The sequence below is a fragment of the Bradyrhizobium sp. MOS001 genome, assembly GCF_004634465.1.
Classification (GTDB): Bacteria; Pseudomonadota; Alphaproteobacteria; order Rhizobiales; family Xanthobacteraceae; genus Bradyrhizobium; species Bradyrhizobium barranii.
The window spans coordinates 16,243-41,011 of record NZ_SPVJ01000024.1; the positions used below are offsets into that span (position 1 = coordinate 16,243).

The following is a 24,769-nucleotide window of genomic DNA, read 5'->3' on the forward strand; positions in this document are numbered from 1 at the left end:
TCGTTCAATCTAAGTCTAGCATCGCAAGGCGCAAGTGCGCGAGCGCCTTGCGACACGGAGAGATACGGAGTTTCGCGCATTTTGGTTTTCAACGCGTTGCCGATTTCAGCACCCGGTCGACCATGGCAGGCGCAAGGCCGAGGTAATTTTTCGGTGAAGTCAGCGCTTCGATCGTGGCACGGTCGATCCTGACGGAGACGCGGGCGTCGGACGAGAGCGCGTCCGCCAATGTCAGACCCTTCTCATTGGCGAGCCGGCAGGCATCATAGACCACGTCATGCGCCTCCTGCCGCCCGATCTGCGGCGCCAGCCCCATCATGACCGCTTCGGCCACGATCAGGCCGCGGCTGATGGAGAGATTGTCGTTCATCTTCCTTTCATCGACGATGAGGCCTGCTAGCGCAAACTTCGCCTGGTGCAGCGCGCCGGCGGTCAGCACGAAGCTTTCCGGGATCGCCATCCATTCGGCATGCCAGGGCCCGGTGGCGCGCTCGAAATCCTGCACCATCGCATCCAGCATCAGACCGGCATGCTGGCGCACCGCCTTGGACGCCGCGAGCATCAGCTCCGAGGAGATCGGGTTGCGCTTCTGCGGCATGGTCGAGGAGGCGCCGCGGCCCTTGACGAAGGGCTCGTAGACCTCGGCGAACTCGGTCGAGGCCATGATCATGATGTCGAGTGCGATCTTGCCGAGCGAGCCTGTGACCAGCGCGAGGAAATTCACGGCCTCGGCAAAGCCGTCGCGCGCGACGTGCCAGGTCGAGGCGGGAACGCCGAGCCCGAGCTCGGCGCAGAGCGCCTCCTGCACCTCGAACCCCTTGCCGCCGAGCGAGGCCAGCGTTCCGGCGGCGCCGGCGAACTGTCCGACCAGCACGCGCGGCTTCAATTGCACGAGCCGCTCGGCGTGGCGGTCGAACATCGCGAGCCAGATCGCGGTCTTGTAGCCGAACGTCACCGGCAGCGCCTGCTGGAGATGGGTACGCCCGGCCATCGGCGTGTCGCGGTAGCGCTTCGAGAGGTCCGCGAGGATGTTTCGCAGCTCGGCGATGTCGCGCTCGACGATCCCGAGCGCGGCGCGCAATTGCAGCACCACCGCGGTATCCATGATGTCCTGCGTGGTCGCGCCCCAATGCACATAGCGGCCGGCCTCGCCGCACTGCTTCACCATCTGATGAACCAGCGGCAGGATCGGATAGCCGACGATGTCGGTCTCCTGTCGCAGCAGATCGAAATCGAATGCGGCGACGTCGGTCAGCGCCGCGATCTGGTCGGCGGCTTCCTGCGGGATCACGCCGCACTTCGCCTCCGCCTTCGCCAGCGCCACCTCGACCTCGGCATAGCGCGCCACCAGCGCGACATCGGAAAACACCTCGCGCATCTCGGGCGTGCCGAAGGCGTCGCGGAACAGCATGGAATCGAGCACGGTCGTCGAGGCGGGAAAAGCGGGCATGGGCGTTTCTTTATGGTTTGCGTTTGTGTGAGAGCAGCTTACGCGGGCCGCGCTGTTCGGCAATGGACATTCATGGCTCGCCACCCATTCGATGCCGTACGACGACATTACGACGGCGCATCGCTCCATCACCCCCGCCATCCTGAGATGCGAAGCGTGCGACGCGCGGCGGCGCACGAAGCGCCTCGAAATGATGAGCGGCCGCGATGCAGCCGGGCCGTCGCCCTTCGACGGCCGTGACAAGGCGGCCACTTCAGGGGAACGGGGATAAATTGTGCGCGCGGCAAGATCGGGCTATGTGCGCAGCCCGCGACAGTCCACCAGACCCGCCACATTCTCATTCAAGTTGCATTCCTATCCGAAAACGGCATAGCAGCCATCACGCGATCGTGGTGAACCCGGCAGGCCGCTCAGCGGACTCACAGTCTTAGAGTCGAAATCCATTCTGATTTCATCATTGCCTGATGTCATTGCGAGGGTTGAGTTTTCGACGTGCAGTTTATGTTCCGGGACCACCTTCTCGACACCGACCGGCGCGAGCTGAGCCGCGAGCAGGTTCCCGTGGCCGTGGAGCCGCAGGTCTTCGACCTCGTCGTCCACCTCATGGAGAACCGCGACCGGGTGGTCAGCAAGGATGAGCTGATCGACAAGATCTGGCACGGGCGCAGCGTCTCCGAATCCACCCTGACCAGCCGGATCAACGCGGCGCGCAAGGCGATCGGCGACAGCGGAGCCAACCAGGCGCTGATCCGCACCATCGCGCGCAAGGGCTTTCGTTTCGTCGGCGCTGTCCAGACGCAGCGCGGCGCGGCCTTGCCGGAGCTGGGCCGTGTCGCCCAGGCGCCGCAGGCGGCGCTCGCGCTGCCCGACCGTCCCGCGATCGCCGTTCTGCCCTTCACCAATATGAGCGGCGACCGCGAGCAGGACTATTTCTCCGACGGCATCAGCGAGGACATCATCACGGCGCTGTCGAAGCTGCGCTGGTTCTTCGTCGTCGCCCGTAACTCTTCCTTCGTCTACAAGGGCCGCGCCGTGCACATGCACGAAGTCGCGCGCGAGCTCGGCGTACGCTATGTGCTCGAAGGCAGCGTGCGGCGCAGCGGCGATCGCCTGCGCATCTCGGCGCAGCTCAACGACGTCTCGACCGGCAGCCATCTCTGGGCCGAGCGTTACGACCGCGAGCTTGCCGACATCTTCGCCGTGCAGGACGAGATCACCGAGGCGATCGTCGCCGCGATCGAGCCGCAGCTCTATACCGCCGAAAGCTTTCGTGCCCAGCAGAAGCCACCGGGCAGCCTCGACGCCTGGGACCTCGTGATGCGTGCGCTGTCGCATTACTGGCGCATCACGCGCGAGGACAACGCCGCCGCGCAAGGACTGCTGGAACAGGCGACCGCGATCGATCCCGCCTATGGCAAGGCGCTGGGCCTGCTCGCGACCAGCCATATCTTCGGCGCGCATATGGGTTGGGCCGACATGGCCATGACCGTGCCGGTCGCCGAACGCGCGGCGCTCGCGGCGGTGGAAGCCGATCGCGAGGACGCCTGGGCCCATCACGGTCTGGCTTACACTTATTTGTTCCGCCGCCGCTTCGACGACGCGCTGGCTGAGTTCGAGCTGACGCTGCAACTCAATCCGAATTTTGCGATGGCGCACGCTTTCTACGGCGTGACGCTGTGCTACGCCGGGAGATGGCGAGACGGCGATGCCGCCGCACGCCGCGCGCTGCGGCTGAGCCCGCGCGATCCGCTCGCGGCGATCTATTGCGGCGTAGCCGCCTATGCCCAGTTCATCGGCCGCAACTATGAGGGAGCCGTGCAGATGGCGCGGGAATCGATGCGACAGCGCGCCGATTTCGTCGGCGCCCATCGCGTGCTGACGGCAGCCGCCGGCATGTTGGGCGATCCTCAGCTCGCGGCGTACGCGTTGCGGGGCCTGCAACGCACCCAGCCCGGCATCTCGCTGGCCTGGCTCACGCGCGAGCTTCCGATGCGGCGGGCAGAGGATCGCGAGCACTATCTGCAGGGGTTTCGGCGCGCGGGAATGAGGTGATGCTGTTTACCCTCCCCTGGAGGGGTCCGGGACGAGCGTAGCTCGCCCGTGGGTCGGCTCGCATCTGAGCGCAGCGAAGATGAGAGACGGGGTGGGGTGACGGTCTCTCCACAACGAACACTGCCTGCGTGGAGAGATCACCCCACCCCGCTCGCGCTTCGCGCGATCGACCCTCCCCCTCCAAGGGAGGGTAAGAGCACCTCTACTCCTGCATCATCTCGCCGCTGCCGCCGAACTCGGCCGGAAAGTCCTTCAGCTTCGGCAGGCCGTCGCGCATCGGCAGCACCGTCTCCGAATAGTTGACGTGGACGCCGGGCGTGAAGGCGAGCGTGGGGATGGTGGCGGTGAAGACGTCGATCAAGTCGAGCGGCGGGTGGTTGGTCATGAGATGACCGCCGCACTTCTTGCAATATTTGCGCTGGCTGAGCGGCGTCTTGGCAAAGGTCTCGACGTTCTGGGCGCCTTCGGTGATGCGCACGGCTTCCGGCTTCCACAGGCTGAAGGCATTCACCGGTCCGCCCGACCACGAGCGGCAGGAGCGGCAATGGCAATAGCCCATCGCCGCCGGCTCGCCTGTGACCTCGATTGTGACCGCGCCACAGAAGCAGTTTCCGACATGTTTCATTGGGTCGTCTCCGTTGGATGAAGGTTGAAATTCCTCTCCCCGCTCCGGCTCGCCGATAAACCGGCAAAGGCGGATGCGGGGAGAGGCGTCGGAGCGGAGGGAATCACCCCGAGGGACGTTGAAGGCTGGAGGCCGGCAACGTCCGTTACGCGCTTCGGTTCCGCCGCGCGTCCTCCTTTCGGTGGACGCGGCGGAAAGATGCTACGGCTATACCGATCTGCGCCAGGGAATAAGCATCGACACCCGTTGTTTGTACTGCCGGTATTCGTCGCCGAAGAGATCGACGAGGTCGTGCTCCTCCAGCGCGATGCCGACGAAGATGTAGAGCGTGGTCACGGCCGCGAACAGCAGATGGCCCGCCGTCATGACCGGCGCCGCCCAGAACGCGATGATGAAGCCGAGATAGATCGGATGACGAACGAACTTGTAGAACAACGGCGTCTTGAAGCGCGGCGGCGCCGCCTCATTGCCCACGAGATGGTTGGTCACCTGGTGCAACCCGAACAATTCGAAGTGATTGATGATGAAGGTCGAGGCGAACACCAGCACCCAGCCCGCGAGGGACAGCGTGACCAGCGTCACGGCGAGATCCGGGTTTCCGACATCCCATACGACCGTAGGCATCGGACGCCACTGCCAGAACAGGAGCAGCAATGACAGGCTCGCGAACAGCACGTAGGTCGAGCGCTCGACCGGCTTGGGGACGAACTGCGTCCACCACGCCTTGAACTGCTTGCGCGCCATCACGCTGTGCTGAAGGGCGAACAGCGTCATCAGCAGTAGATTGATGATGACGGCTTCGGCCGTCGGCGTGTCGGTTCCGGTGTCGATGGTCTTCGGCACCACCAGCCCCATGACGAAGCCGATGGCATAGAGAATGGTGACGAAAAACACGAGATATGCCGCAATTCCGTACAGAAAGCCGATGAATTTGAAAATGCGTGAGCCCGCAACCTCCGGGCCGATGGAATGAAGCTGGTGATCAAGTTGGGTCATAGAACGCTCCGTTGTGCCGAGGCATCGGCACTGTTTAGTGTTCGCACCATGCCGGATCGGACACCCCCTGACTTTCGCGGACGGTTGATTTTCGCCTGAGACCACTTTGATTTTTGCTTGAGACGACAGAAACGTGCGATTTCTCTTTGAAAACAACGTGCTCGACGGCGACCTGCGGGAACTGACCTGCAGCGGCGCGGCCGTGCCGCTGCAGCCGCAGGTGTTCGATCTGCTGCTCTATCTGGTCGCGCAACGCGCCCGTGTGGTCAGCAAGGATGACCTGATCAGCCAGATCTGGAGCGACCGCATCGTCTCGGATTCCGCCCTGAACAGCCGAATCAATGCCGCACGCAAGGCGCTTGGCGACGACGGCGCGACGCAGCGGCTGATCAAGACGATCCCGCGCAAAGGCTTTCGCTTCGTCGGCGACGTCCGGGAAGATGTGGCAGCGACGCTTGCGCCGGTGGAACCCGGCCCTGCCCCGGTGCGCGCCGTGACGGACCGCCCGGCGATCGCGGTGCTCGCCTTCGAGAACATGAGCGGCGATCCCGCGCAGGAATATTTCGGCGACGGGATCAGCGAGGACATTCTCACCGCGCTGTCGAAGCAGCGCTGGTTCATGGTGATCGCCCGCAATTCGTCCTTCACCTACAAGGGGCGCTCGGTTCATATCAGGCAGATCGCCGAAGAGCTCGGCGTCCGCTACATCGTCGAAGGCAGCGTGCGCAAGGTCGACAACCGTGTGCGCATCACCGCGCAGCTCAACGACGCCACCACCGGCAGCCATCTCTGGGCCGAGCGCTACGACCGCGAGCTTGTCGACGTCTTCGCCGTGCAGGACGACATCACCAACGCGATCGTCGCGGCGATCGAGCCGCAGATCCATGCGGCAGAGAATTTTCGCGCCGACCGCAAGCCGCCCGCGAGCCTCGATGCCTGGGACCTGTTGATGCGCGCGCTGTCGCATTACTGGCGGGTGACGCAGCAGGACCACAAGGCTGCGCAGGCGTTGCTCGAACGCGCCATTTCGATCGACTCGAACTACGGTCAGGCGCTGTCGGTGCTCGCGGCAAGCCACATGTTCGGCGTCCATCTCGGCTGGGCGGAGCTTGCCACGACGGTGCCGATCGCGGAGGCCGCCGCGCTCGCCGCGGTGCGCCATGACCACGAGGATGCCTGGGCGCATGCCGCGCTCGGCAGCGTCTTCTTCTCGACGCGCAGGCTTTCCGACGCGCTGTCCGAGTTCGAGCAGGCGCTCGCGCTCAACCCGAACTTCTCGCTGGCGCAGGGTTATTACGCGCTGGCGCTGTCCTACGCCGGCCGCTCCGGGGAATCGTTCGATGCGGCGCAGAGGGCGATCCGGCTCTCGCCGCGCGATCCGTCACTGGCGATCTATTACGGCATTGCCGGCTATGCGCGCTTCACCGAACGGCATTACGACGAGGCGATCGCGCTGGCGCGCGAGGCGATCCGCCATCGCGGCGACCTCACCGGCGCCTACCGCGTGCTCGCGGTGTCCGCCGGCATGACCGGCGACGGCGCGCTCGCCGAGATGGCGCTGGGTGAACTCCGACGTACCCAGCCCAACATCTCGCTGCACTGGATCGCGACGCAGCTGCCTTGGGCCAGTGACGCCGATCGCGAGCACTATCTGGAGGGATTCCGGCGCGCGGGGTTGGGGTAGAGACTCCCTCTCCCCGCAAATGCGCAAAGGGCGGATGCAGATACGACGCGTCGTCTCAGGCTCCTCCGCACGCGGTCAGTGGATCGTAATCGGGCCGCATCAGCATCGCGTGGAGCTGGCGCCGCCGAACGCCCATGTTGCCACCGTCGAAGATCGGCAGCGCCAACGCGTCCTGCAACAAGCGGCCGAACGGCGCCGCGTGATCATAGCTGTCGATGCCGACCACGCGCATCAGGTCGGTGATGACCCGCACCGCGGCTTCGGAGCCGAAAATCTTGGCCTGGACCGCGAGCTCGTCGGCGCCCGGTGATTGCGTATCGAGCGCATGGCAGGCCCGCCAGCTCAGGTAACGCGCGGCTTCGATAGTGGTCTTGGCATCGGCGAGTGCATAGCCGACCGCCTGATGCTCGATGATCGCCTGTACCCCGCCGCGTTTCTCGGTGCGGGCAAAATGCAGTGCGAAGTCGAAGGCGGCCCGCATCAGGGCGACACCGAAGATGCCGACCAGCGCCGCCGTGCCGGTGAAGGCGGCGGACGCCAGCATCAAGCCGCCCCCCTCCTGCCCGAGCAGATTGCCGTGCGGCGCGGTGACGGCACGCAGGCTGAATTCCGGCACGAGGTGAGCGCGGTGGCCGATCGAATCAATGGCGCGTTCGAACACGATGCCATGCACCGGGCCTTCGACCGCAATGATGGAGACACCCTGCTCCGGTGGCGCGGCGGGATTGGTCCGGCACACCACGCACAACACGTCGGCGCCATTGCGGTCCCACCCGGTGGCGGACGACACCCATTTCTTGCGGCCGTTGATGATCCAATTGCCGAGCTCGCGTTTTGCGGTGGTGCGCACGCCCTCGCCCGGCGGCGGTGCGGCAGCATTGGCGCTGCCGCCGGGTTCCGAGGAGCAGAAGCCCGCAAGCGGAGCGCCGCTCGTCTTCAGGAACGGTGCAAGCAGGCGGGCGCATTGCTCCGCGGTGCCACCAAGCAGAATTGGCAGCAGACCGAGCACCGTGCCGAGCATGGTCAGCGTCACGCTCGGATTCACAGCGTAGAATTCTTCCGCCAGGATCGCCATGTCGATGAGTCCGGCATTGTCGCCGCCCGCCGGCGCCGGAATGCATTTGCGCAGATAACCAGCAGCGACCATCGCCTCATAGGTCGGCTTCGTCGCGAGGAAGCGCTCTTCCGGCGTCGCCAGCAACTCGGCCTTGCCGGCGCCGGCCAAGACCTCCGCCGCGAATTTTCGCGATTGAAGCTGCAACGCGCGCTGCGCAGGTGAAAGCGTGAAATCAATCGCCATCGAACATCTCCCTCGCTCCGGCAGGTCACCAGGGTGAGCCGAGCGAGGGCGGAAAATCTTGGTCGGCAGCGACCTAATTCTTGGCTGGAGGTGAACTACTCGCCCTTCCCCTTCGTCCTCCGAAATTCGCGCGGGGCGAGGCCGTGGCTGCGCTTGAAGAGGCGGTTGAAGTGCGAGATGTCGGAAAAGCCGGCCTCATACGCGATCGTGGAGATGGCCTTGTGACGATGCTGCGCGTCGAGCAGGTCGCGGGCGCAGATCAGGATCCGCCGATCGCTGACATGCTCGCCGACGGAGCGGCCGGTCGCGACGAACAACCGGTGCACATAGCGCTCCGAGCAGCGGAACTTCCGGGCAAGCAATTCGGCATCGAGACCGGGATCGTCGCTGTGGCGGTCGATATGGTCGAGCATCATCGACAGCAGCACGGGCGCATTCACGCGCGCAACCGGCATTTCACCCAGCATCTCCGGTGCATGCGCGATCAGCTCGACCACATGCGTGCCGCTGCTTGCCGCAACGGCGGGTGCTGCCAGGCAAAGCTCGGCATAGCCTGCGAGCGTGCGCGACAACGCGCGGCCATTTTCCGTCCTCGACAACGCAAGCCGCGGAGAATCCGCAAAGCTCTTTGGCAGGTGCCGCCGCGGCACGGCAAAGCAAAAGAGGCGGAAGTCGCGGCCGTTGGCAATCTCGAACGGCTCGGTCGTATCGGCGACCGCGAGGTCGCCGGGCGCACAGACCTGCTCGTGTCCCCGCTGCGTCGTGCGGCCCAGACCCTCGAGCTGGAGATTGACGAAGCAGAGATCGTCCGTGCTTCGCGCAATATGGGGCCGCAGCCGGAGAACGCAGTGCCCTGTGGCTTTCACCAGCGAAATCTGGACCGACGCAGCGTCGGTACGCGCGATCGAACCTTCGAAGGGACGGTCGGCGATTTTACGCGGCTCGAGCCGGACAAAGGCCGCAGCGAGATCGTCGGCCCAACTGCCGAAGGGCTGATCGGCGCGAGATGGCTTGGCTGACCATTCCATAGGTGCGCCCCCGGAACGAGGAATTCGCGCGTGCAAATTCAGATTGGACGACCCAGCGGGACGGAAGGATAGCTTTTGGCGAACAACCGGTCAAATCTCGAAGGCGCGCAATATGCGACCGTCATCACGTCGTCATTGCGAGCGCAGCCGTCGGCGCACCGGAAACCAAGTGAGTGGTTAGAGGAGCAATCCGCTACCTGGCTTTCGCCTGCATCGGCTTCGGTGCCGGCACGGCGGCCCATTCCTTGTCGGCGCGGGGGCCGTTGAGATCGCCGGTGAGGCCGACGAGCTGGCCGGGCAGCACGTCGAGGGTCTGTTGCCAGGTCTGGGTCTGGCACAGGAACTTGATCAGGCAACCCCTGAGCTTGAGGCGATCGGCGGAGTCGCGCCACAGCGAGACCGAATAGGATTTGCCGTCCTCGGCATTGTAGATCTCGCCGGCGAACTGTCCCTCCGGCGTCGCCTGCAAACCCATGATGAGCTGATGGCCGAGCAGCGCGCGGGCGCGCTTGTCGGGATCGGGATTCTCCTTGTCGCGATAGGGCTGGCCGCGCTTGTCGGCCGGCTCCTTCATCCAGATGATGAAGCCGCAGATGCGGTCGCGCGACGGCCCGCAACGCTCGAGCCTGATGCGCGCGCGGCCGTCCTGGACGAGCCAGGTGCCGCTGGGATCGGGCGGCGCCGCGGCGCCGGCGCGGCCGCCAAACACCATCATCAGGATCGTGATCGCAACGCGCAACACGAAGCGAAGGACAATGTTCATCAGCGGCACCTTTCGTTGGATGGGTCGCGGCGTCAGTTCAATTGCGCCATCAAGGCGTCGGCGCCCTTGTCGAGGCCGGCGGTGGCGGCGGCGAGCGCGCCGGCGGTGGCCTTGATGTCGTAGGCAGCCGGGTATTGCTTGGTGACGTAAGCGGAGAGCAGGCGCGCGGTCGCGGCGTCGAAGATCTCGACGCCGTAGATCACCGAGCCGGTCATGGTGCCCTCGCCGTCGCGCGCGGCCTGCACGCCGTTGTAGACGGCGCCGGCGACGTCGAAGCGGGAGAGCGTGCCGAGCACCGGCGTGTTGGCGACGGCGCCGGTGAGTGTCAGCCTGATCCGCAGTGTCTCCGGCCCACGCTCGCGCACCAGCGCGAAGCGGCCGCGCAGACCCTCGGCGAAACGGGTCTGCATGTAGGCGGCAAGCGTCGCCTTGTCCTTGTCGGACATGTCGCCGAACTGGTGATCCCTGCCGCGATAGACCACGACCGGTTCGAGGATGACTCTATTATAAGCGCGCCAGTCGACCGGCGTGGAATAGCGGTAGGGCACGCGGCCGGAGGCGTCCGAATTGTCCGGAGCCATGTAGGCTGAGGACGCCATCCCGGAATACGGCACGGGCGCGACGGTGGCGCAGCCCGCGACGGCTGCGCCGAGCAGGAGCGTTCCCAGACCGCGCAGGGCGATCGAGCGATTCATTCCAGACTCCTCTAGCGGCTTGCTGCCCAGGCAGTGGCGACCGCAGCCGCGTACGGGACCAGACGCGGCTGCGGCGCTCACCAGTGCCAACCCGAGGCTTCGTCCGGGGCCATTTCGGAAGCCTTGGGCCGTCTCAGTGTGTCCATGTGTAAAACCGACTAGGCGGTTTGTAAAGTTCAAAAACACGGGCCTGGCGCATTTGGCCGCAGGCGCGGCTTTGGGCAGCTATCGGCGGGAAATCGTTAACGATGAATCAGGCGCGCTTGCGCGGCGTTGCGGCCTTCGTAGCCGATGGCGCGCGGGATTTGGCGGTGCCTTTGGCGGCCGGCCGTTCGAGGCCGGTCCACTGCGCGTCGTCGAGCAGACGCGCGAACAGCCGCTGATGCTCGTCCTTGCTGAGCGGCGACATGCCGAACAACGAGCTCAACAACAGCCCCATCGCGCCGGCCCAGCGCAGCATCGCGAGATCGGGATCAGTGGCCTCTTCCCTGATCGCCGCCATCCTCTCCATCTCGCGCTCGCGCGGCAGCGCCATCAGGCTGGGATTCTCGACCATGGCCGCAACCAGCGCCAGCGCGGCAGAATTCGGCGAGGTGGCCGCTTCGCGCACGGTCGCGAGCTGGGTCGCCAGGTTGGGATTCGCGGAGGTCGCGCTCACCTTTGCCATGGTGCTGGTGGCGAACTCCTCGAAATGCGCCATCTGCCGGTCGAGCAACGCCTTCAGCACCGCTTCCTTGGTGCGGAACTGATGCATCACGCCGCCCTTGCTGAGTCCGCTCTCGCGCGCGATCGCATCCAGCGTCAGCCGGCCCGGCCCGTCGCGCGCGATGATCGCGATGGCCGCTTCGAGTGCGGCGTTACGGGATCGTTCGGAGCGGCTGGCATTGTCCATGGCCGACTTGTCTCCGTGACAAGACAATGAATCAAGTGAAAACAGGACGCGCTGTACATTTTTTGTGCGAACACTGTCGAGACTTTCATCTTGCGGCCCCGAATGAGACTGTGTGAGCCTCGATATCGGATGGGGACTGGGATGGGCCGGCCGGAGCTTCGCGCGCCATGACGTGCGAAGCGTTTTCGGCCGGTCTCGCTTGAGAAAGATACGACATGCCAAAACGAGTGTTGCTTGGTGCCCTCCTGGCTTGCGGCCTCACGGCCTCGGCGCTGGCGCAAGAGCCGAGGACGGGGGGCGTGATCAACGCCGTGATCCAGCCCGAGCCGCCCGGCCTGATGCTTGCGCAGGTCCAGAACGGCCCGACTCAAATGGTCTCGGGCAACATCTTCGAGGGCCTGCTGCGCTACAGCCCCAAGCTCGAGCCGCTGCCGGAGCTTGCCGAAAGCTGGAGCGTCAGCGAGGACGCCAAGACCTACACCTTCAAGCTCAAGAAGGGCGTGACCTGGCATGACGGCAAGCCCTTCACCGCCGCCGACGTCCTGTTCTCGATGGAGATGCTGAAGCAGACGCATGCGCGTGCCCGCACCAATCTGGCGCAGGTCGACAAGATCGAGACGCCGGACGACTATACGGTGGTGTTCACGCTGAAGCAGCCGTTCGGACCGTTCCTCGGCATCTTCGAGGTCGGCTCGATGCCGATGGTGCCGAAGCATCTCTATGAAGGCACCGACTGGAAGACCAACCCCTACAACAACGCGCCGGTCGGCACCGGCCCCTTCATGTTCAAGGAGTGGCAGAAGGGCTCGTTCATCCGCCTGGTCAAGAACCCGAACTACCACGAAAAGGGCAAGCCCTATCTCGACGAGATCTACTGGCAGATCATTCCCGACGCCGCCGCGCGCTCGGTGGCGTACGAGACCGGCAAGGTCGACGTGCTGCCCGGCGGCTCGGTCGAGAATTTCGACGTGCCGCGGCTGTCCAAGCTGAAGGACACCTGCGTCACCGGCGCCGGCTGGGAGTTCTTCTCGCCGCTGGCCTGGCTGTGGCTCAACAACCGCCAGGGTCCGCTCGCCGACAAGCGGGTGCGGCAGGCGATCATGTTCGCGATCGACCGCGACTTCGCCAAGGACGTGATCTGGAACGGGCTCGGCAAGGTCGCGACCGGCCCGTCCGCCTCGACCATCAAGTACTACACCGACGACGTGCCGAAATACCCTTACGATCCTGCCAAGGCCAAGGCGCTGCTGAAGGAAGCCGGCTACAAGGGCGAGAAGATCCGCCTGCTGCCGCTCGCCTATGGCGAGACCTGGCAGCGCTGGGGTGAAGCCGTGAAGCAGAACCTCCAGGACGTCGGCATGAACATCGAGACGATCGCCACCGACGTTGCCGGCGGCAACCAGAAGATCGGCGACTGGGACTACGACATCGCCTTCACCTATCTCTACCAGTATGGCGATCCCGCGCTCGGCGTCGGCCGCAATTATATCTCCAGCAACATCGCCAAGGGGCAGGTCTTCAACAACGTCGAGGGCTACTCCAACCCGGAGATCGACAAGCTCTTCGCCGACGGCGCGACCGCGACGCCGGACTCGAAGCGCAAGGAGATCTACGAGAAGGCGCAAAAAATCCTGGTCGAGGACGTGCCGGTGGCCTGGATGCTGGAATTGCAATTCCCGACCATCACCCGCTGCAAGGTCAAGAACCTGATCACCACGGGCATCGGGGTCAATGACGGCTTCAAGGACGCATGGCTGGACAAGTGATGGCTGCCCTCTTCACCTCTCCCCGCTCGCGGGGAGAGGTCGAATGTGCGCATAGCGCACATTCGGGTGAGGGGGAGTCTCCGCGAGCCCAACTATCACCGTCCCCGCGGAGAGTCCCCCTCACCCCAACCCTCTCCCCGCATCCGCCTTCGCCGAGGCTTCGGCGGACAAGAGCGGGGCGAGGGAGCCCACTGTCTCCGTGGCTCCAGGTCACGCTACAAGAGATGACTCTCTAATATGCTCTCCTTCGTCGCTCAGCGTGTCCTGAAGGGCGTGATCGTCCTGCTCGCGATCGTCGTCCTCAATTTCTTCCTGATCCGGCTTGCGCCCGGCGACCCCGCGGTCGTGATGGCGGGCGAGGCCGGCGCCAGTGACCAGGTCTTCGTCAAGCAGCTCCGGGAAAAGTTCGGCCTCGACAAGCCGCTGCCCGAGCAGCTCTTCATCTACGTCAAGGGCGTCGTCACGCTCGACCTCGGCTTCTCCTTCCGCCAGCAGGCGCCGGTCGTGAAGCTGATCGGCGAGCGGCTGCCGGCGACGCTGCTGCTGACACTGACCGCATTCGCGATCTCGCTCATGCTCGGCGTTCTCTTCGGCACCTTCGCCGCGCGCTTTGCCGGAACCTTCCTCGACACGGCCATCACCGTGTTCGCGCTGATCTTCTACGCCATGCCGATCTTCTGGGTGGCGCTGATGGGAATCCTCCTGTTCTCGGTCACCATGGATTGGCTGCCGAGCTTCGGTTACGAGACGGTCGGCGCCAACCTCACCGGCCTTGCCCACGCAGTCGACGTCGCAAAGCACCTGATCATGCCGGCGATGACGCTCGGCCTGTTCTTCATGGCGACCTACACCCGCATGACGCGCGCTTCGATGCTGGAAGTGAAACGCCTCGACTTCGTCAAGACCGCGCGCGCAAAGGGCCTCTCCGACGCCGTGATCCAGCGCCGCCACGTGCTGCGCAACGCGCTGCTGCCGGTCGTGACGCTGGCCGGTGTGCATTCCGGCACGCTGATCGGCGGCGCCGTCATCACCGAGACCGTGTTCGCATGGCCCGGCATCGGGCGTCTGATGTACGACGCGCTGCTCCAGCGCGATTACAACCTCCTGCTCGGCGTCTTCGTGATCTGCTCCGCCATGGTGCTGATCTTCAACCTCATCACCGACCTCGTCTACCGACTGGTCGACCCGCGCATCGAATTCGCCTCATGAAACAGTTCTGGAAATCGATGCTGAAGAGCCCGAGCGGCGTCGTCGGGCTCGTCATCCTTGTCCTTGCGATCTCGATCGCGGTGTTCGGGCCGATGCTGTTCCCGAATTCACCCTGGCGCATGGTGCAGCGGCCGTTCCTGCCACCCTTCACGCTCTCGACCGTGCCGCTCGGCACCGACGCGCTCGGCCGCGACGTGTTCGCCGGCATGATCTTTGGCGCGCGCGTCTCGCTGCTGGTGGGTCTCGTCTCCACGCTGGTCGCGCTGGTCGTCGGCGTTCCCATTGGCGCCATGGCCGGCTATTTCGGCGGCAAGGTCGACGACGCCCTGATGCGCTTCACCGAGTTCTTCCAGACCATTCCGAGCTTCGCGCTCGCGATCGTGCTGGTCGCGATCCTGCAGCCCTCGATCTACTCGATCGTGGCCTCGATCGCGGTGGTGAGCTGGCCGCCGGTCGCCCGCCTCGTGCGTGGCGAGGTGCTGTCGCTGCGCACGCGCGAATATGTCCAGGCCGCCGTCGTCACCGGCCAGAGCAACACCTGGATCATCCTGCGCGAGATCCTGCCGAACGCGCTGTCGCCGGTGATCGTGCTGGCTTCGCTGATGGTGGCGACCGCCATCCTGTTGGAATCCTCGCTAGCATTCCTCGGGCTCGGCGATCCCAATCTGATCTCCTGGGGCTACATGGTCGGCGCCGGCCGTACCGTGATCCGCCAGGCCTGGTGGATCACCGTGTTTCCCGGCGTCGCCATCCTGATCTCGGTGCTCGGGCTGAACCTGATCGGCGAAGGCCTCAACGACGCGCTCAATCCGCGCCTGTCGCGGGAGGGCCGGTGATGATGACCGCCCCGCCCGCCGTCTCGATCAAGAATCTGCGGATCGCGCTGCCCAAGGGCGCCGAGCGTCCGTTCGCCGTCGACGGCGTCTCGCTGGATTTGCGGCCCGGCAAGATCGTCTGCGTCGTCGGCGAATCCGGTTCCGGCAAGTCGATGTGCGCGCATGCGCTGATGGGGCTTCTGCCTGATACGGTCACCGTCACCTCCGGCGAGATCCAGTTCGAAGGCCGCGACCTGCTCGAGCTCGATGACGACGGCTGGCGCGATTTGCGCGGCCGCCGGCTCGCGATGATTTTTCAGGAGCCGATGACCGCGCTCAATCCGTTGATGCGGATCGGCGACCAGATGGCGGAGATGTTCGAGGCCCACGGCCTGCTGACGCCGAAGGAGCGGCGCGCCAAGGCCCTGTCGCTGGCGCGCGAGGTCGGCCTGCCCGACCCCGAGCGCATTGTCCGCGCCTATCCGCACCAGCTCTCCGGCGGCCAGCGCCAGCGCGCCATGATCGCGATGGCGCTCGCGCTCGAGCCTGCGGTGCTGGTCGCGGACGAGCCCACCACCGCGCTCGACGTCACCACGCAGGCGCAGATCCTGAAACTGATCCGCAACCTCCAGCGCAACCGCAACATGGCGGTGATGTTCATCACCCATGATTTCGGCGTGGTCGCCGACATCGCCGACCAGGTCGTGGTGCTCAGGCATGGCAAGGTCGTCGAGGAAGGCCCCGCTAGCTCCGTCTTCAAAAATCCGCAGCACGACTACACCAAGGCGCTGCTCGCCGCCGTGCCGTCGATGGATCCGCCGGCGCGCGAGCCGCTCGATGACCAGGCCAGGGCCGTCGAGGTGATTGGGCTGGACAAGACCTATGTCACATCAGGCGGCTGGTTTCGCGAGGACCGCCGCGTCGATGCCGCGCGCGAAGTCAACTTCAACATTCTCAAGGGCGAGACGCTCGGCCTCGTCGGCGAATCCGGCTCCGGCAAATCGTCGGTGGCGCGTCTGGTGATGCGACTGATCGAAGCCGACCGCGGCACGGTGCGGATCGGCGAGACCGATCTCACGCAGCTCTCGGGCAAGGCGCTCCGCGCCGAGCGCCATCGCATCCAGATGATCTTTCAGGATCCGTTCGCCTCGCTCAATCCGCGCCGCAAGGTCGGGCACATCATCGCCGACGGTCCGATCGCAGCCGGCATCGATCCGAAAGTGGCGTTCGACCGCGCCCGCGATCTCCTCAGGATGGTCGGGCTGGACGCCGGCGCGCTCGACCGCTACCCGCATGAATTCTCCGGCGGCCAGCGTCAGCGCATCGGCATCGCGCGCGCGCTCGCGCTCGAACCGGAGATCATCGTCGCCGACGAAGCCGTCTCCGCGCTCGACGTCTCCGTGCAGGCGCAGGTGTTGCGACTGCTCGAAGACCTCAAGGCGCGCCTTGGCCTCTCGATGCTGTTCATCACCCACGATTTGCGCGTCGCGGCGCAAATCTGCGACCGCATCGCGGTGATGCAGCGCGGCGCCATCGTCGAGTTGAAGCCGACCGCGCAACTGTTCGCCGCGCCAGAGCACGCCTATACGCGCGAACTGTTGGCGGCGGTGCCGGGCCGGAAGGAGCGCGCGCCGGCGGCGTGAGGCGGCCGATCGCGGTTGCTACTTGGCCGGAGGGTTGGTGTTCCTCCAGGTGGGGACTGAGTTGGTCACGCCGACCGATGGTTGATTAGACGTTCCGATCGACGGCGCAGTGACGGTCCCGACGGTCTGTCCGGAGCTTCCATAAGTTGTGCCTTGCGTTGCTGGCGCTCCGGAAAGACCGCCCGTGTTGCCTTGGGTGCCCGCCGCAGACGTCTGCGCGCCTGCAGCGAATGGCGATGCCGCAAATCCGACCGCGATAAGTACCGCAATCGAGCGTCTCGTTCTTGTCATGGCTAATCCTTTCGGGCGCGGTGTCTCAGTCGCGTCGGCCATTCGCTCGTCGAACCACTCGTGCACTGAGCAATCTTACAACTCCACGCGCGCGAAAATGTGCCGCAACACGACCACACTGCAGGGCCTTACGCTCCATCACGATGGCGCGACGAGCAGCTCCAGCCGAACGCGGGCGATCCCGGGACACGAGGAGCGGGCGCCGGCAACGTCAGGCCAGCTCATGGCTAAGGTATTCCGCTCCTCTTCACGCAACGGAACACTCACGGGCTTTTTATCCCTCGTGACCGTCCGCACAGATGCGAAACAGAGGCCGACACCCCAGATTCGCATGGAATGATTTCCATCATCTGATGATGGATGTCCGATCCATTGGAGCCGATATGGGCCAGGTTATTCAGTTTGTCTCGAAATCCGAACGCGAGCGCGTTCGCCTCATTCAGGAGGCACGCGCGATCTACGACAGCATTTTTCCGCCGGCTGATCCGAGCGGCGAGCCGCAGGGCAAGGCGACGATCGGCCGCGCGGCCAACGGCGACGCAGGAAATCTGGCGTGATCAAGATCATCGCGGTGCTGTGCAGCCTCTCCTCTCCGGCAAATTGTCACGAGCAGATCGTCACCACCTCGGACTTCGCCAACGTCTCGATGCAGTCCTGCCTGATGGGCGCGCCGCAGCTCGCCGAATGGATGAACCAGCATCCGGCCGAACGCCTGGCTGGATGGCGCTGCGTGTTCGGTCAACAGACCGGCAGGGGCGCCTGAGGCCACCGGCCGTCTGGTCGAGGGCGGCGCCATCCAGTTGAACCGTGACGAGCATGCATCGCCAGGCTAGAATGGCGGCGCTGCTTGGCAGAGGGGGACGCCGGATGGAGGTCGCCAGCCTCGTTCTTCCCGTGTTCGCAATCATCGTCACCGGCTGGTTTGCCGGTGTATCAGGTTATCTCTCCCGCTCGCTTGCGGACGCGCTGGTGCATTTTGCCTACAACGTGGCGATGCCGGCGCTGCTGATCGTCACGATCGCCCAGGAGCCGGCGCGCAACCTGCTGGAATGGCGCTTCCTGCTCGCGTTCGGCGGCGGCTCCCTCCTCTGCTTCGCGCTGGTCTTCCTGGCGGTCCGCGCGGGCGGCAAGCACGACCTCGCCAGCAGCACGATCCATGGCATGGCGGCGGCCATGACCAATACCGGCTTCGTGGCGCTCCCGATCCTGCACGCGATCTACGGCCAGCCCACCGTCTTGCCTGCCGCGGTGGCGACGGTGTTCGTCGCCGGCGTGATGTTTCCGCTCACGGTCATCCTGCTGGAAAGGGACGTGCGCGGCCCTTCGCATTCCGCCGGGCTGGTGAAGCAGATCCTGCTCAATCCGATGGTGCTGTCGACGCTGATCGGTCTCGTCTGGGCGATCACGGGCTTGCCGATTCCGGCGCCGGTCGCGGCCTATCTGAACATCATTGCCGCTGCGCTTACGCCCTGCGCACTGTTTGCCATCGGGCTTGGCCTGTCGGTCGACGGTCTGCGATCCAACCTGAAGGCCTCGTTCGCGCTCGCGACCGTCAAGCTGGTGGTGATGCCGCTGATCGTCTACGGGCTTTGCGTGGTCACCGGCCTCAATCCGCTCTACACGGTTGCCGCCGTCATATGCGCGGCCGTGCCGACGGCGAAGACCGTCTATGTGCTGGCACACGAGCACAAGGTCGAGGAGAAGCTGGTCGCGGCCACCGTCTCGGTCACGACGATGCTGTCGGTCGCGACATTGCTGGTCGCGCTCTACCTGCTCTCCGGCCTCGCGCCCGGCACGCGTTGACGATCACCGGCGCGCCTGGCGAGGTGTTCTCTATCTCGTGGTGTTGCTCCAGGTCGGCACCGAATTGGTCACGCCGACCGACGGCCAATTGTACGAGCCGATCGAGGGCGCCGTGACCGTCCCGACCGTCTGCCCGGACGACCCGTAGGAGGTCCTGGGCTGCGCGACCGGCAATGCGGCGGCGCCATAGGTCGGGGCCACCACGCCCGTGCTGTAGTGATGCCGGCTCGGCCGGGCCTTCTTCGCTTCGGCTGCAAAGGGCGCGGCCAGCAGTCCGACAGTGATGAGTGCGGCAATGGCGGGTTTGATGCTTGTCATGGCGGTTCCCTTCATTGGCTGCGAGCCCACTGTGCCATGTGTTCATTCAACACGGAATTTCCATGGGCACCCGTTCATAACTTCGTGCACGCCCGAATGTGCCTGACCCAGACACCGCTGCCGTGGTCATCGTCGCTTCGGACGACATGCCTTGCGGCCATGTCGCTCCTTGACTGTCGCGACAGAGTGCATCAGCGCCTTGAAGGCGACGATCGCCGGATCGTCAGCGAGCGCGTGGTCGGGCCGCGACTCCAGATGCTCGACCACGGCCAGCAGCGCGTCCGCGATCTGTCCGATCTGCTTGCCGTAACCGGCGACATCCGACAGCACGTCCTTCTCGACATCTGGCGCCGAGGATTGCCCCACCGTGATGTTGACGAGACCGAACTGGCCGCCGGTGGGACTGAAGAACGACGGATAAATGGACTGGACGACATCCCCCGACAGGGGCAGCTTGAACACAGGCATGCGATTTCGCCTCGCTGATGCTCGACCGGCATGGACACACTATCACGACCACCGGCCTTCGGATGGACCCGAATCAGCGCTAGTGCATCGCCTTCAGTGACTTCCCTGGACGCAAGCAGCATGACCGGCCCCGAACTGAAGCAGCTCCGCAACGACCTTTCCGATGCGCTCGAGCGCAAGCTCACCGCGGCCGACATGGCCAAGCTTTGCGGACTGCCGGAGAAGGGCGGCGCCGATACCATCCGGCGCTGGGAGGTCAGTGGCCCGACGCCGTCCGCGACCAAGGTGCTGCGCGTGCTCGCGATGGCGAGCGAGCGCTATCCGATCATGGAGAAGTTCGACGTCTTCGATCGCCACGACGTACGCGAGGAAGACCGGCCTGCAAGGCGCGCGGCCTTCCGCCAGCAGATGCGCGATGAGGCGCGGCGGCGTCTTGGTTAACGAGAGACGCGCGCAAGTTACCCGAGACTTGCGACGTTAAGCCTTCCTTCACCACTTCTTAAGCCGCCATTAAGCACGAAAATCATTTACAGCCCAATAAGTTAGGTTGGCTGTCGCTGTGCCACGGATGTGACAGCATTTTCGTCAAAAGCGAGCTATCTGCAAAACCAACGACGGCGCGGACAGCGCGCCTGCCGGGGACCAAAGTGCTGGAGTTCAAGACGATGAAGAAGATTTTGTTTGCAACCGTTGCGCTGCTCGTGGTGAGCGCTGCCGCGCCGGCCGTCGGCGCCGATCTCGGCAACCGCAACTATTACAAGGCGCCCGCGCCGGCCTATGCCGCGCCGATCTACAACTGGACGGGCTTCTATGTCGGCGGCCATGTCGGCGGCGCGTTCTCCAGCGACAACAATTTCAACGGCCTCTCCACCGGCAACAACGGCAACGGCCGTTTCCTCGGCGGCGTGCAGGTCGGTGCGGACTGGCAGTTCAACCCGAACTTCCTGGTCGGCGTCGAAGGCCAGTATTCCTGGCTCTCCGGCAGCGTCGGCGCGGCGTTCCCGGGCGGCGTCGCCTACAGCAACGACCAGCGTGGCCTCGGCTCCATCACCGGCCGCGTCGGCTACACCTGGGGTCCCGGCCTGCTCTACGTGAAGGGCGGCTACGCCTATTCGGACAACAACGAGAAGGTGACGATTGGCGGCGTGCCGACCGGCTTCATCATCGATGGCGATCACCGCAACGGCTACACCGTCGGCGCCGGCCTCGAATACATGTTCGCCCCGAACTGGTCGGCCAAGGCCGAGTACCAGTACTACAATTTCGGCGACGCCCACTTCACCGCGGGCCCGCTGGTGGGCACCGGCAACTTCACGACCGACGACCACACCTTCAAGGCGGGCGTCAACTACCGCTTCAACTGGGCCAACTCGGCGGTCGCGCGCTACTGATCGCGCCTCCAAAAAATCTCTTCGCAATCAAGGGCCGGCAACTCTGCCGGCCCTTTCTTTTTCGCTGTGCGGAACAGGCGCAACCGATTGTGCAACTTGCGATTTTTTAACCCGACCCAGGGATACTCCGCGGCGAAAATATAAAGATCACGCGTGGGGGAATTTCGATGGCGATCCGTCTGGGTGCTGGCCGTGTCCTTGGCCGTCTCAAGCCTCGTTTCAAGATGCCAAGGTGGGGCGTGCGCGGCAGCCTGTTCGCCGCCTTCGCATTGATCGCGGGCATGGGCCTCGTCATCGCAGCCGGCGCCGGCTTCGTCTTCAATCACCTCGGCGCGACCATGATGGATCTGAGCGGCCGCGACATCCCGCGCCTCTCCGCCAGCCTGCAGCTCGCCTCGCAGAGCGCGACGCTCGCCGCGCAAGGCCCGGGCCTGCTGGCATCGCCCTCCGACGAGGCGCTGAAGGAACGCACCAAGAGCGTGAAGGACATCCAGCAGCTCGCCATGGCCAAGCTCGGCGAGATCATCGAGCTCGGCGCCGACAAGCAGATCGCAACCGCGCTGCGCGACACCGCCAAGAGCATCGACGAGGCGACCCAGAGCCTGGTGTCGGCCGCGCGTGAGCGGCTCGAGACCGGCGCGCTGCATGACAAGCAGTATGAGGCGCTGCGCAAGGCGCAGCTCACCTTCGTCGGCGCGGCCGGTCCTGCGATGCTGGACGCACAGACACGCTTGAACGCGATCCTCGGTGCGGCGGAAGTTTCCGCCGATGATGCGACTGAGGCCGCCCGCACCGTCTCCCAGGTCGCGACAATCTCCGCCAACGGCAATCTCATGGCCGCCGACATGATGGCGGCGCTGTCGGCCAACAACAGCGACACGCTGGAGGCGATCGAGAAGGAGTTCAAGGCGACGCGCGACCGCGTCAAGTCGAACCTCGAGGACCTCCCGAACATGCCCTCGATGCAGACGGTGCGCGACGCCGTGCAGAAGCTGTTCGCCTTCGGCGAGGGCAAGACCGGCGTGTTCAAGATCCGCCAGAAGGAGCTCGACGCCATCGACTACGGCCAGACTATCCTGGACGAGACCCGCAAGCTCAATGTCGGTCTCGGCATCAGCGTGCAGCAGCTCGTCGACGGCGTGCAGAAGGAGACCAACGCGTCGACGTTCCAGGCGCGCCAGGAGATCTCGCTCGCCACCACCGCGATGCTGGCGCTGGGCGCGCTGATGCTGGTCGGCTCGGCGCTGTTCGTCTGGCTCTATGTCGGCCGCAACATCCTGCGGCGGATCGGCGCGCTGCATCAGTCGATGCAGCTGCTCGCGAACGGCGACCTCGAGACGGAGATCTACCGCTCGAAGCACCACAACGACGAAATCTCGGTGATGGCGAGCACGCTGCAGGTGTTCCGCGAGAGCATGATCGAGGCCCGCGCGATGTCGAGCGAGCAGGACAAGGACCGTGTCGCCAAGGCCGAGCGTGCCGCGCGCATGGAAGCGAAGATCGCCGAGTTCGAGGGCGCGGTACGCAACGCGCTCGACAATCTCGCGCAATCGGCCAATTCGATGCAGTCCACCGCGCAGAGCATGTCGAACACCGCCGACCAGTCCAACGCGCTGGTGAACGCGGTTGCATCCGCCGCGGAGGAGACCTCGGTCAACGTGCAGACCGTGTCATCAGGCACCGAGCAGCTGTCGTCCTCGATCGAGGAGATCAGCAAGCAGGTCGTCACCTCGGCCGCGATCGCAAGGAAGGCGGTCGACGAGGCCGGCGCCACCGACACCACGGTGCAGAGCCTTGCCGACAGTGCGAGCCGCATCAGCGTCGTGGTTGACCTGATCCAGACCATCGCCTCGCAAACCAACCTGCTCGCGCTCAACGCCACCATCGAGGCGGCGCGCGCGGGCGAAGCCGGCCGCGGCTTCGCAGTGGTCGCCTCCGAGGTGAAGAGCCTCGCGAGCCAGACCGCCAAGGCGACGGAAGAGATCCGCACCCAGATCGCCAGCATGCAGTCGGTCACGACCTCCGCGGTCGGCGCCATCCAGGGCATCGGCCGGATCATCGGCGAGATCAACGACGTGACGACGACGATCGCCGCCGCGGTCGAGGAACAGGGCGCGGCCACCCGCGAAATCGCCCGCAACATCCAGCATGCCGCCGGCGGCACCAGCGAGGTCTCCAGCAACATCATCGGCGTCTCCACGGCGTCCGCGGAAGCCGGCGCGGCGGCGAGCGAAGTGCTGGGCGCCTCCGACGCGCTCCGCCGCGAAGCCGACATGCTGCGCGGAGAGATCGACGCATTCCTCAACAACATGCGGGCGGCGTAAGCCGCCGGCCCGTAGCCCGGATGGAGCGCCGCGTAATCCGGGCTACGGAAAACTGCAGGTATGACCGCCATGCGGAGACCACGGCCCGGCCTTTTTCGGCTGGCGCCCCGCGCCCGGCGGGTTTAAGCCGGTAGCATGAACCCGAAAACCGACACCGTGCAGTCCTCGGCCGAGGCCCTGCGCTATCCCTGGGAACAGCATCCCGGCCCCGAAGAGATCGTCGAGGTGCGTCCCGGCGTGTTGTGGGCGCGGCTGAAACTGCCGTTCCGCCTCAACCACGTGAACATCTACCTGCTCGCCGACGGCGACGGCTATGCCATGATCGATGCCGGCTTCGGCAACGAGGAAACGATCGAGGCCTGGACCAGACTGTTCGAGGGGCCGCTGAAGGGCGTCAACATCACGCGCCTGATCGTCACGCATTCGCACCCCGATCACGTCGGCCTCGCGGGCTGGATCGTCGAGCGGTTCAACTGCCCGCTGGTGATGACGCAGGTCGAATATCTGCAATCTGTCTACCACCAGAACCGCGGCACCGAGGAGCGGCGCGAAGCCCAGCGGCTGTTCTTCCGCCGCCACGGCATGGACGAGTCGCTCACCGAAAAGCTGCTCGGCCGCGGCCAGGATTATCTCAAGCGCGTCTCGGTGCTGCCGCCGTCCTACCGCCGCATCTCGCATGGCGACGAGGTCGTGATCGGCACGCGCCGCTTCAAGGTGATCACCGGCGGCGGGCACGCGCTCGACCAGGTGATGCTGTATTGCGCCGACGACAAGCTGTTCCTCTCCGCCGACCAGGTGCTGAGCAAGATCTCGCCCAATGTCAGCGTGTGGGCGGTCGAACCCGACCAGAACTCGCTCGGCGAATATCTGGCCTCGCTCGCGAGCCTGACCACCACCCTGCCCTACGATCTGCTGGTGCTGCCCGGCCACGGCGTGCCGTTCTATGGTCTGAAGACCCGCATCAAGCAGCTCGCCGATCACCACGAGGAGCGCTGCCGCCTGATCGCGGAAGCCTGCAGCGAGGTGCCGCAGACCTCGCGCGCCCTGGTGCCTGTCGTGTTCAACAAGCACGTGCTTGACGAGCACCAGATGGGCTTTGCCGCCGGCGAACTCGTTGCCCACGTCAATTACATGATCGTCGAGGGCCGGCTGACGGCGGAGACGAAAGACGGCGTGCTCCAGTTCAGGACAACGTGAGCTTTTCGCCTCTCCCCGCCTGCGGGGAGAGGGAGCAGACCTCCGCCGCGGCTACCAGC

The 24,769-nt window shown here is 65.1% G+C and carries 24 protein-coding genes; 13 read left to right on the forward strand and 11 right to left on the reverse strand.

From position 1 onward, the window contains the following. Positions 1-88: 88 nt before the first annotated feature. Positions 89-1,450 carry a 3-carboxy-cis,cis-muconate cycloisomerase gene (gene pcaB, locus CT676_RS25590; RefSeq protein ID WP_085398845.1) on the reverse strand — a complete coding sequence of 454 codons (1,362 nt, stop codon included), beginning with the start codon at positions 1,448-1,450 and terminating at the stop codon, positions 89-91. 492 nt (positions 1,451-1,942) lie between these two features. Between pcaB and CT676_RS25595 the strand changes: the two genes are divergently transcribed. Then, positions 1,943-3,502, forward strand: coding sequence for a winged helix-turn-helix domain-containing protein (locus CT676_RS25595; protein WP_085398843.1), 1,560 nt, complete (start codon positions 1,943-1,945; stop codon positions 3,500-3,502). 202 nt (positions 3,503-3,704) lie between these two features. On the opposite strand, the gene CT676_RS25600 is transcribed toward CT676_RS25595, so the two are convergent. Then, positions 3,705-4,127 carry a GFA family protein gene (locus CT676_RS25600; protein WP_085398345.1) on the reverse strand — a complete coding sequence of 141 codons (423 nt, stop codon included), beginning with the start codon at positions 4,125-4,127 and terminating at the stop codon, positions 3,705-3,707. Between the two features lie 207 nt (positions 4,128-4,334). Beyond that, positions 4,335-5,123, reverse strand: a complete 789-nt coding sequence (mddA, locus tag CT676_RS25605) for a methanethiol S-methyltransferase (RefSeq protein ID WP_085398346.1) — start codon at positions 5,121-5,123, stop codon at positions 4,335-4,337. Between the two features lie 133 nt (positions 5,124-5,256). Between mddA and CT676_RS25610 the strand changes: the two genes are divergently transcribed. Then, positions 5,257-6,807 carry a winged helix-turn-helix domain-containing tetratricopeptide repeat protein gene (locus tag CT676_RS25610; protein ID WP_135215604.1) on the forward strand — a complete coding sequence of 517 codons (1,551 nt, stop codon included), beginning with the start codon at positions 5,257-5,259 and terminating at the stop codon, positions 6,805-6,807. 55 nt (positions 6,808-6,862) lie between these two features. Here the strand turns inward: CT676_RS25610 and CT676_RS25615 are convergent, their stop codons facing one another. The 5 genes from CT676_RS25615 to CT676_RS25635 all read right to left on the reverse strand — a co-directional run bounded on the left by CT676_RS25615 (position 6,863) and on the right by CT676_RS25635 (position 11,485). Beyond that, positions 6,863-8,107, reverse strand: a complete 1,245-nt coding sequence (locus CT676_RS25615; protein WP_085398347.1) for an acyl-CoA dehydrogenase family protein — start codon at positions 8,105-8,107, stop codon at positions 6,863-6,865. Positions 8,108-8,202: 95 nt separating this feature from the next. Then, the gene (locus CT676_RS25620; RefSeq protein WP_085398348.1) at positions 8,203-9,135 is read right to left on the reverse strand and encodes a helix-turn-helix domain-containing protein; all 933 of its coding nucleotides are present in this window, start codon (positions 9,133-9,135) and stop codon (positions 8,203-8,205) included. 193 nt (positions 9,136-9,328) lie between these two features. Continuing rightward, positions 9,329-9,898 carry a DUF2147 domain-containing protein gene (locus CT676_RS25625; protein WP_085398352.1) on the reverse strand — a complete coding sequence of 190 codons (570 nt, stop codon included), beginning with the start codon at positions 9,896-9,898 and terminating at the stop codon, positions 9,329-9,331. A 32-nt stretch (positions 9,899-9,930) separates the two neighbouring features. Continuing rightward, positions 9,931-10,593, reverse strand: coding sequence for a DUF3313 domain-containing protein (locus CT676_RS25630; RefSeq protein WP_135215605.1), 663 nt, complete (start codon positions 10,591-10,593; stop codon positions 9,931-9,933). Between the two features lie 253 nt (positions 10,594-10,846). Continuing rightward, complete coding sequence (locus tag CT676_RS25635) at positions 10,847-11,485, reverse strand: TetR/AcrR family transcriptional regulator (RefSeq protein ID WP_085398350.1); 639 nt, start codon at positions 11,483-11,485, stop codon at positions 10,847-10,849. 215 nt (positions 11,486-11,700) lie between these two features. Between CT676_RS25635 and CT676_RS25640 the strand changes: the two genes are divergently transcribed. The 4 genes from CT676_RS25640 (at position 11,701) to CT676_RS25655 (ending at position 16,918) form a co-directional block, all read left to right on the forward strand. Then, a complete protein-coding gene (locus CT676_RS25640; protein ID WP_085398351.1) occupies positions 11,701-13,251 on the forward strand; it encodes an ABC transporter substrate-binding protein in 1,551 nt (516 codons plus the stop codon). A gap of 237 nt (positions 13,252-13,488) precedes the next feature. Continuing rightward, positions 13,489-14,460 (forward strand): ABC transporter permease, encoded by a 972-nt coding sequence (locus tag CT676_RS25645; protein WP_085402596.1) that lies wholly within the window; start codon positions 13,489-13,491, stop codon positions 14,458-14,460. Continuing rightward, entirely contained in the window at positions 14,457-15,296 is an 840-nt protein-coding gene (locus CT676_RS25650; RefSeq protein WP_028148686.1) for an ABC transporter permease, read from the forward strand. The genes CT676_RS25645 and CT676_RS25650 overlap by 4 nt, the downstream gene beginning before the upstream one ends. A 2-nt stretch (positions 15,297-15,298) precedes the next feature. Beyond that, positions 15,299-16,918 carry an ABC transporter ATP-binding protein gene (locus CT676_RS25655; RefSeq protein ID WP_167768156.1) on the forward strand — a complete coding sequence of 540 codons (1,620 nt, stop codon included), beginning with the start codon at positions 15,299-15,301 and terminating at the stop codon, positions 16,916-16,918. An 18-nt stretch (positions 16,919-16,936) separates the two neighbouring features. Here CT676_RS25655 and CT676_RS45350 read toward each other — a convergent pair whose 3' ends face one another. Next, complete coding sequence (locus CT676_RS45350; protein ID WP_085402681.1) at positions 16,937-17,209, reverse strand: hypothetical protein; 273 nt, start codon at positions 17,207-17,209, stop codon at positions 16,937-16,939. Between the two features lie 383 nt (positions 17,210-17,592). Between CT676_RS45350 and CT676_RS44285 the strand changes: the two genes are divergently transcribed. The 3 genes from CT676_RS44285 (at position 17,593) to CT676_RS25670 (ending at position 19,012) form a co-directional block, all read left to right on the forward strand. Beyond that, complete coding sequence (locus CT676_RS44285) at positions 17,593-17,766, forward strand: hypothetical protein (RefSeq protein WP_167768152.1); 174 nt, start codon at positions 17,593-17,595, stop codon at positions 17,764-17,766. Beyond that, positions 17,763-17,972, forward strand: a complete 210-nt coding sequence (locus CT676_RS25665) for a hypothetical protein (protein ID WP_028148688.1) — start codon at positions 17,763-17,765, stop codon at positions 17,970-17,972. The genes CT676_RS44285 and CT676_RS25665 overlap by 4 nt, the downstream gene beginning before the upstream one ends. A 104-nt stretch (positions 17,973-18,076) precedes the next feature. After that, positions 18,077-19,012 carry an AEC family transporter gene (locus tag CT676_RS25670; protein WP_135215607.1) on the forward strand — a complete coding sequence of 312 codons (936 nt, stop codon included), beginning with the start codon at positions 18,077-18,079 and terminating at the stop codon, positions 19,010-19,012. 30 nt (positions 19,013-19,042) lie between these two features. On the opposite strand, the gene CT676_RS25675 is transcribed toward CT676_RS25670, so the two are convergent. Both CT676_RS25675 and CT676_RS25680 read right to left on the reverse strand, forming a co-directional pair. Then, positions 19,043-19,330 carry a hypothetical protein gene (locus CT676_RS25675; RefSeq protein WP_071917770.1) on the reverse strand — a complete coding sequence of 96 codons (288 nt, stop codon included), beginning with the start codon at positions 19,328-19,330 and terminating at the stop codon, positions 19,043-19,045. A gap of 126 nt (positions 19,331-19,456) precedes the next feature. Further along, positions 19,457-19,798, reverse strand: a complete 342-nt coding sequence (locus tag CT676_RS25680; RefSeq protein ID WP_063980791.1) for a hypothetical protein — start codon at positions 19,796-19,798, stop codon at positions 19,457-19,459. Positions 19,799-19,918: 120 nt separating this feature from the next. Here CT676_RS25680 and CT676_RS25685 point away from each other — a divergent pair, with 120 nt between their 5' ends. The 4 genes from CT676_RS25685 (at position 19,919) to CT676_RS25700 (ending at position 24,710) form a co-directional block, all read left to right on the forward strand. After that, complete coding sequence (locus CT676_RS25685; RefSeq protein ID WP_085402600.1) at positions 19,919-20,239, forward strand: hypothetical protein; 321 nt, start codon at positions 19,919-19,921, stop codon at positions 20,237-20,239. Between the two features lie 224 nt (positions 20,240-20,463). Further along, the gene (locus tag CT676_RS25690) at positions 20,464-21,189 is read left to right on the forward strand and encodes an outer membrane protein (RefSeq protein ID WP_085402682.1); all 726 of its coding nucleotides are present in this window, start codon (positions 20,464-20,466) and stop codon (positions 21,187-21,189) included. A gap of 167 nt (positions 21,190-21,356) precedes the next feature. Continuing rightward, entirely contained in the window at positions 21,357-23,513 is a 2,157-nt protein-coding gene (locus tag CT676_RS25695; RefSeq protein ID WP_085402601.1) for a methyl-accepting chemotaxis protein, read from the forward strand. Between the two features lie 135 nt (positions 23,514-23,648). Continuing rightward, positions 23,649-24,710 (forward strand): MBL fold metallo-hydrolase, encoded by a 1,062-nt coding sequence (locus CT676_RS25700; protein WP_085402602.1) that lies wholly within the window; start codon positions 23,649-23,651, stop codon positions 24,708-24,710. Positions 24,711-24,769: the final 59 nt, after the last annotated feature.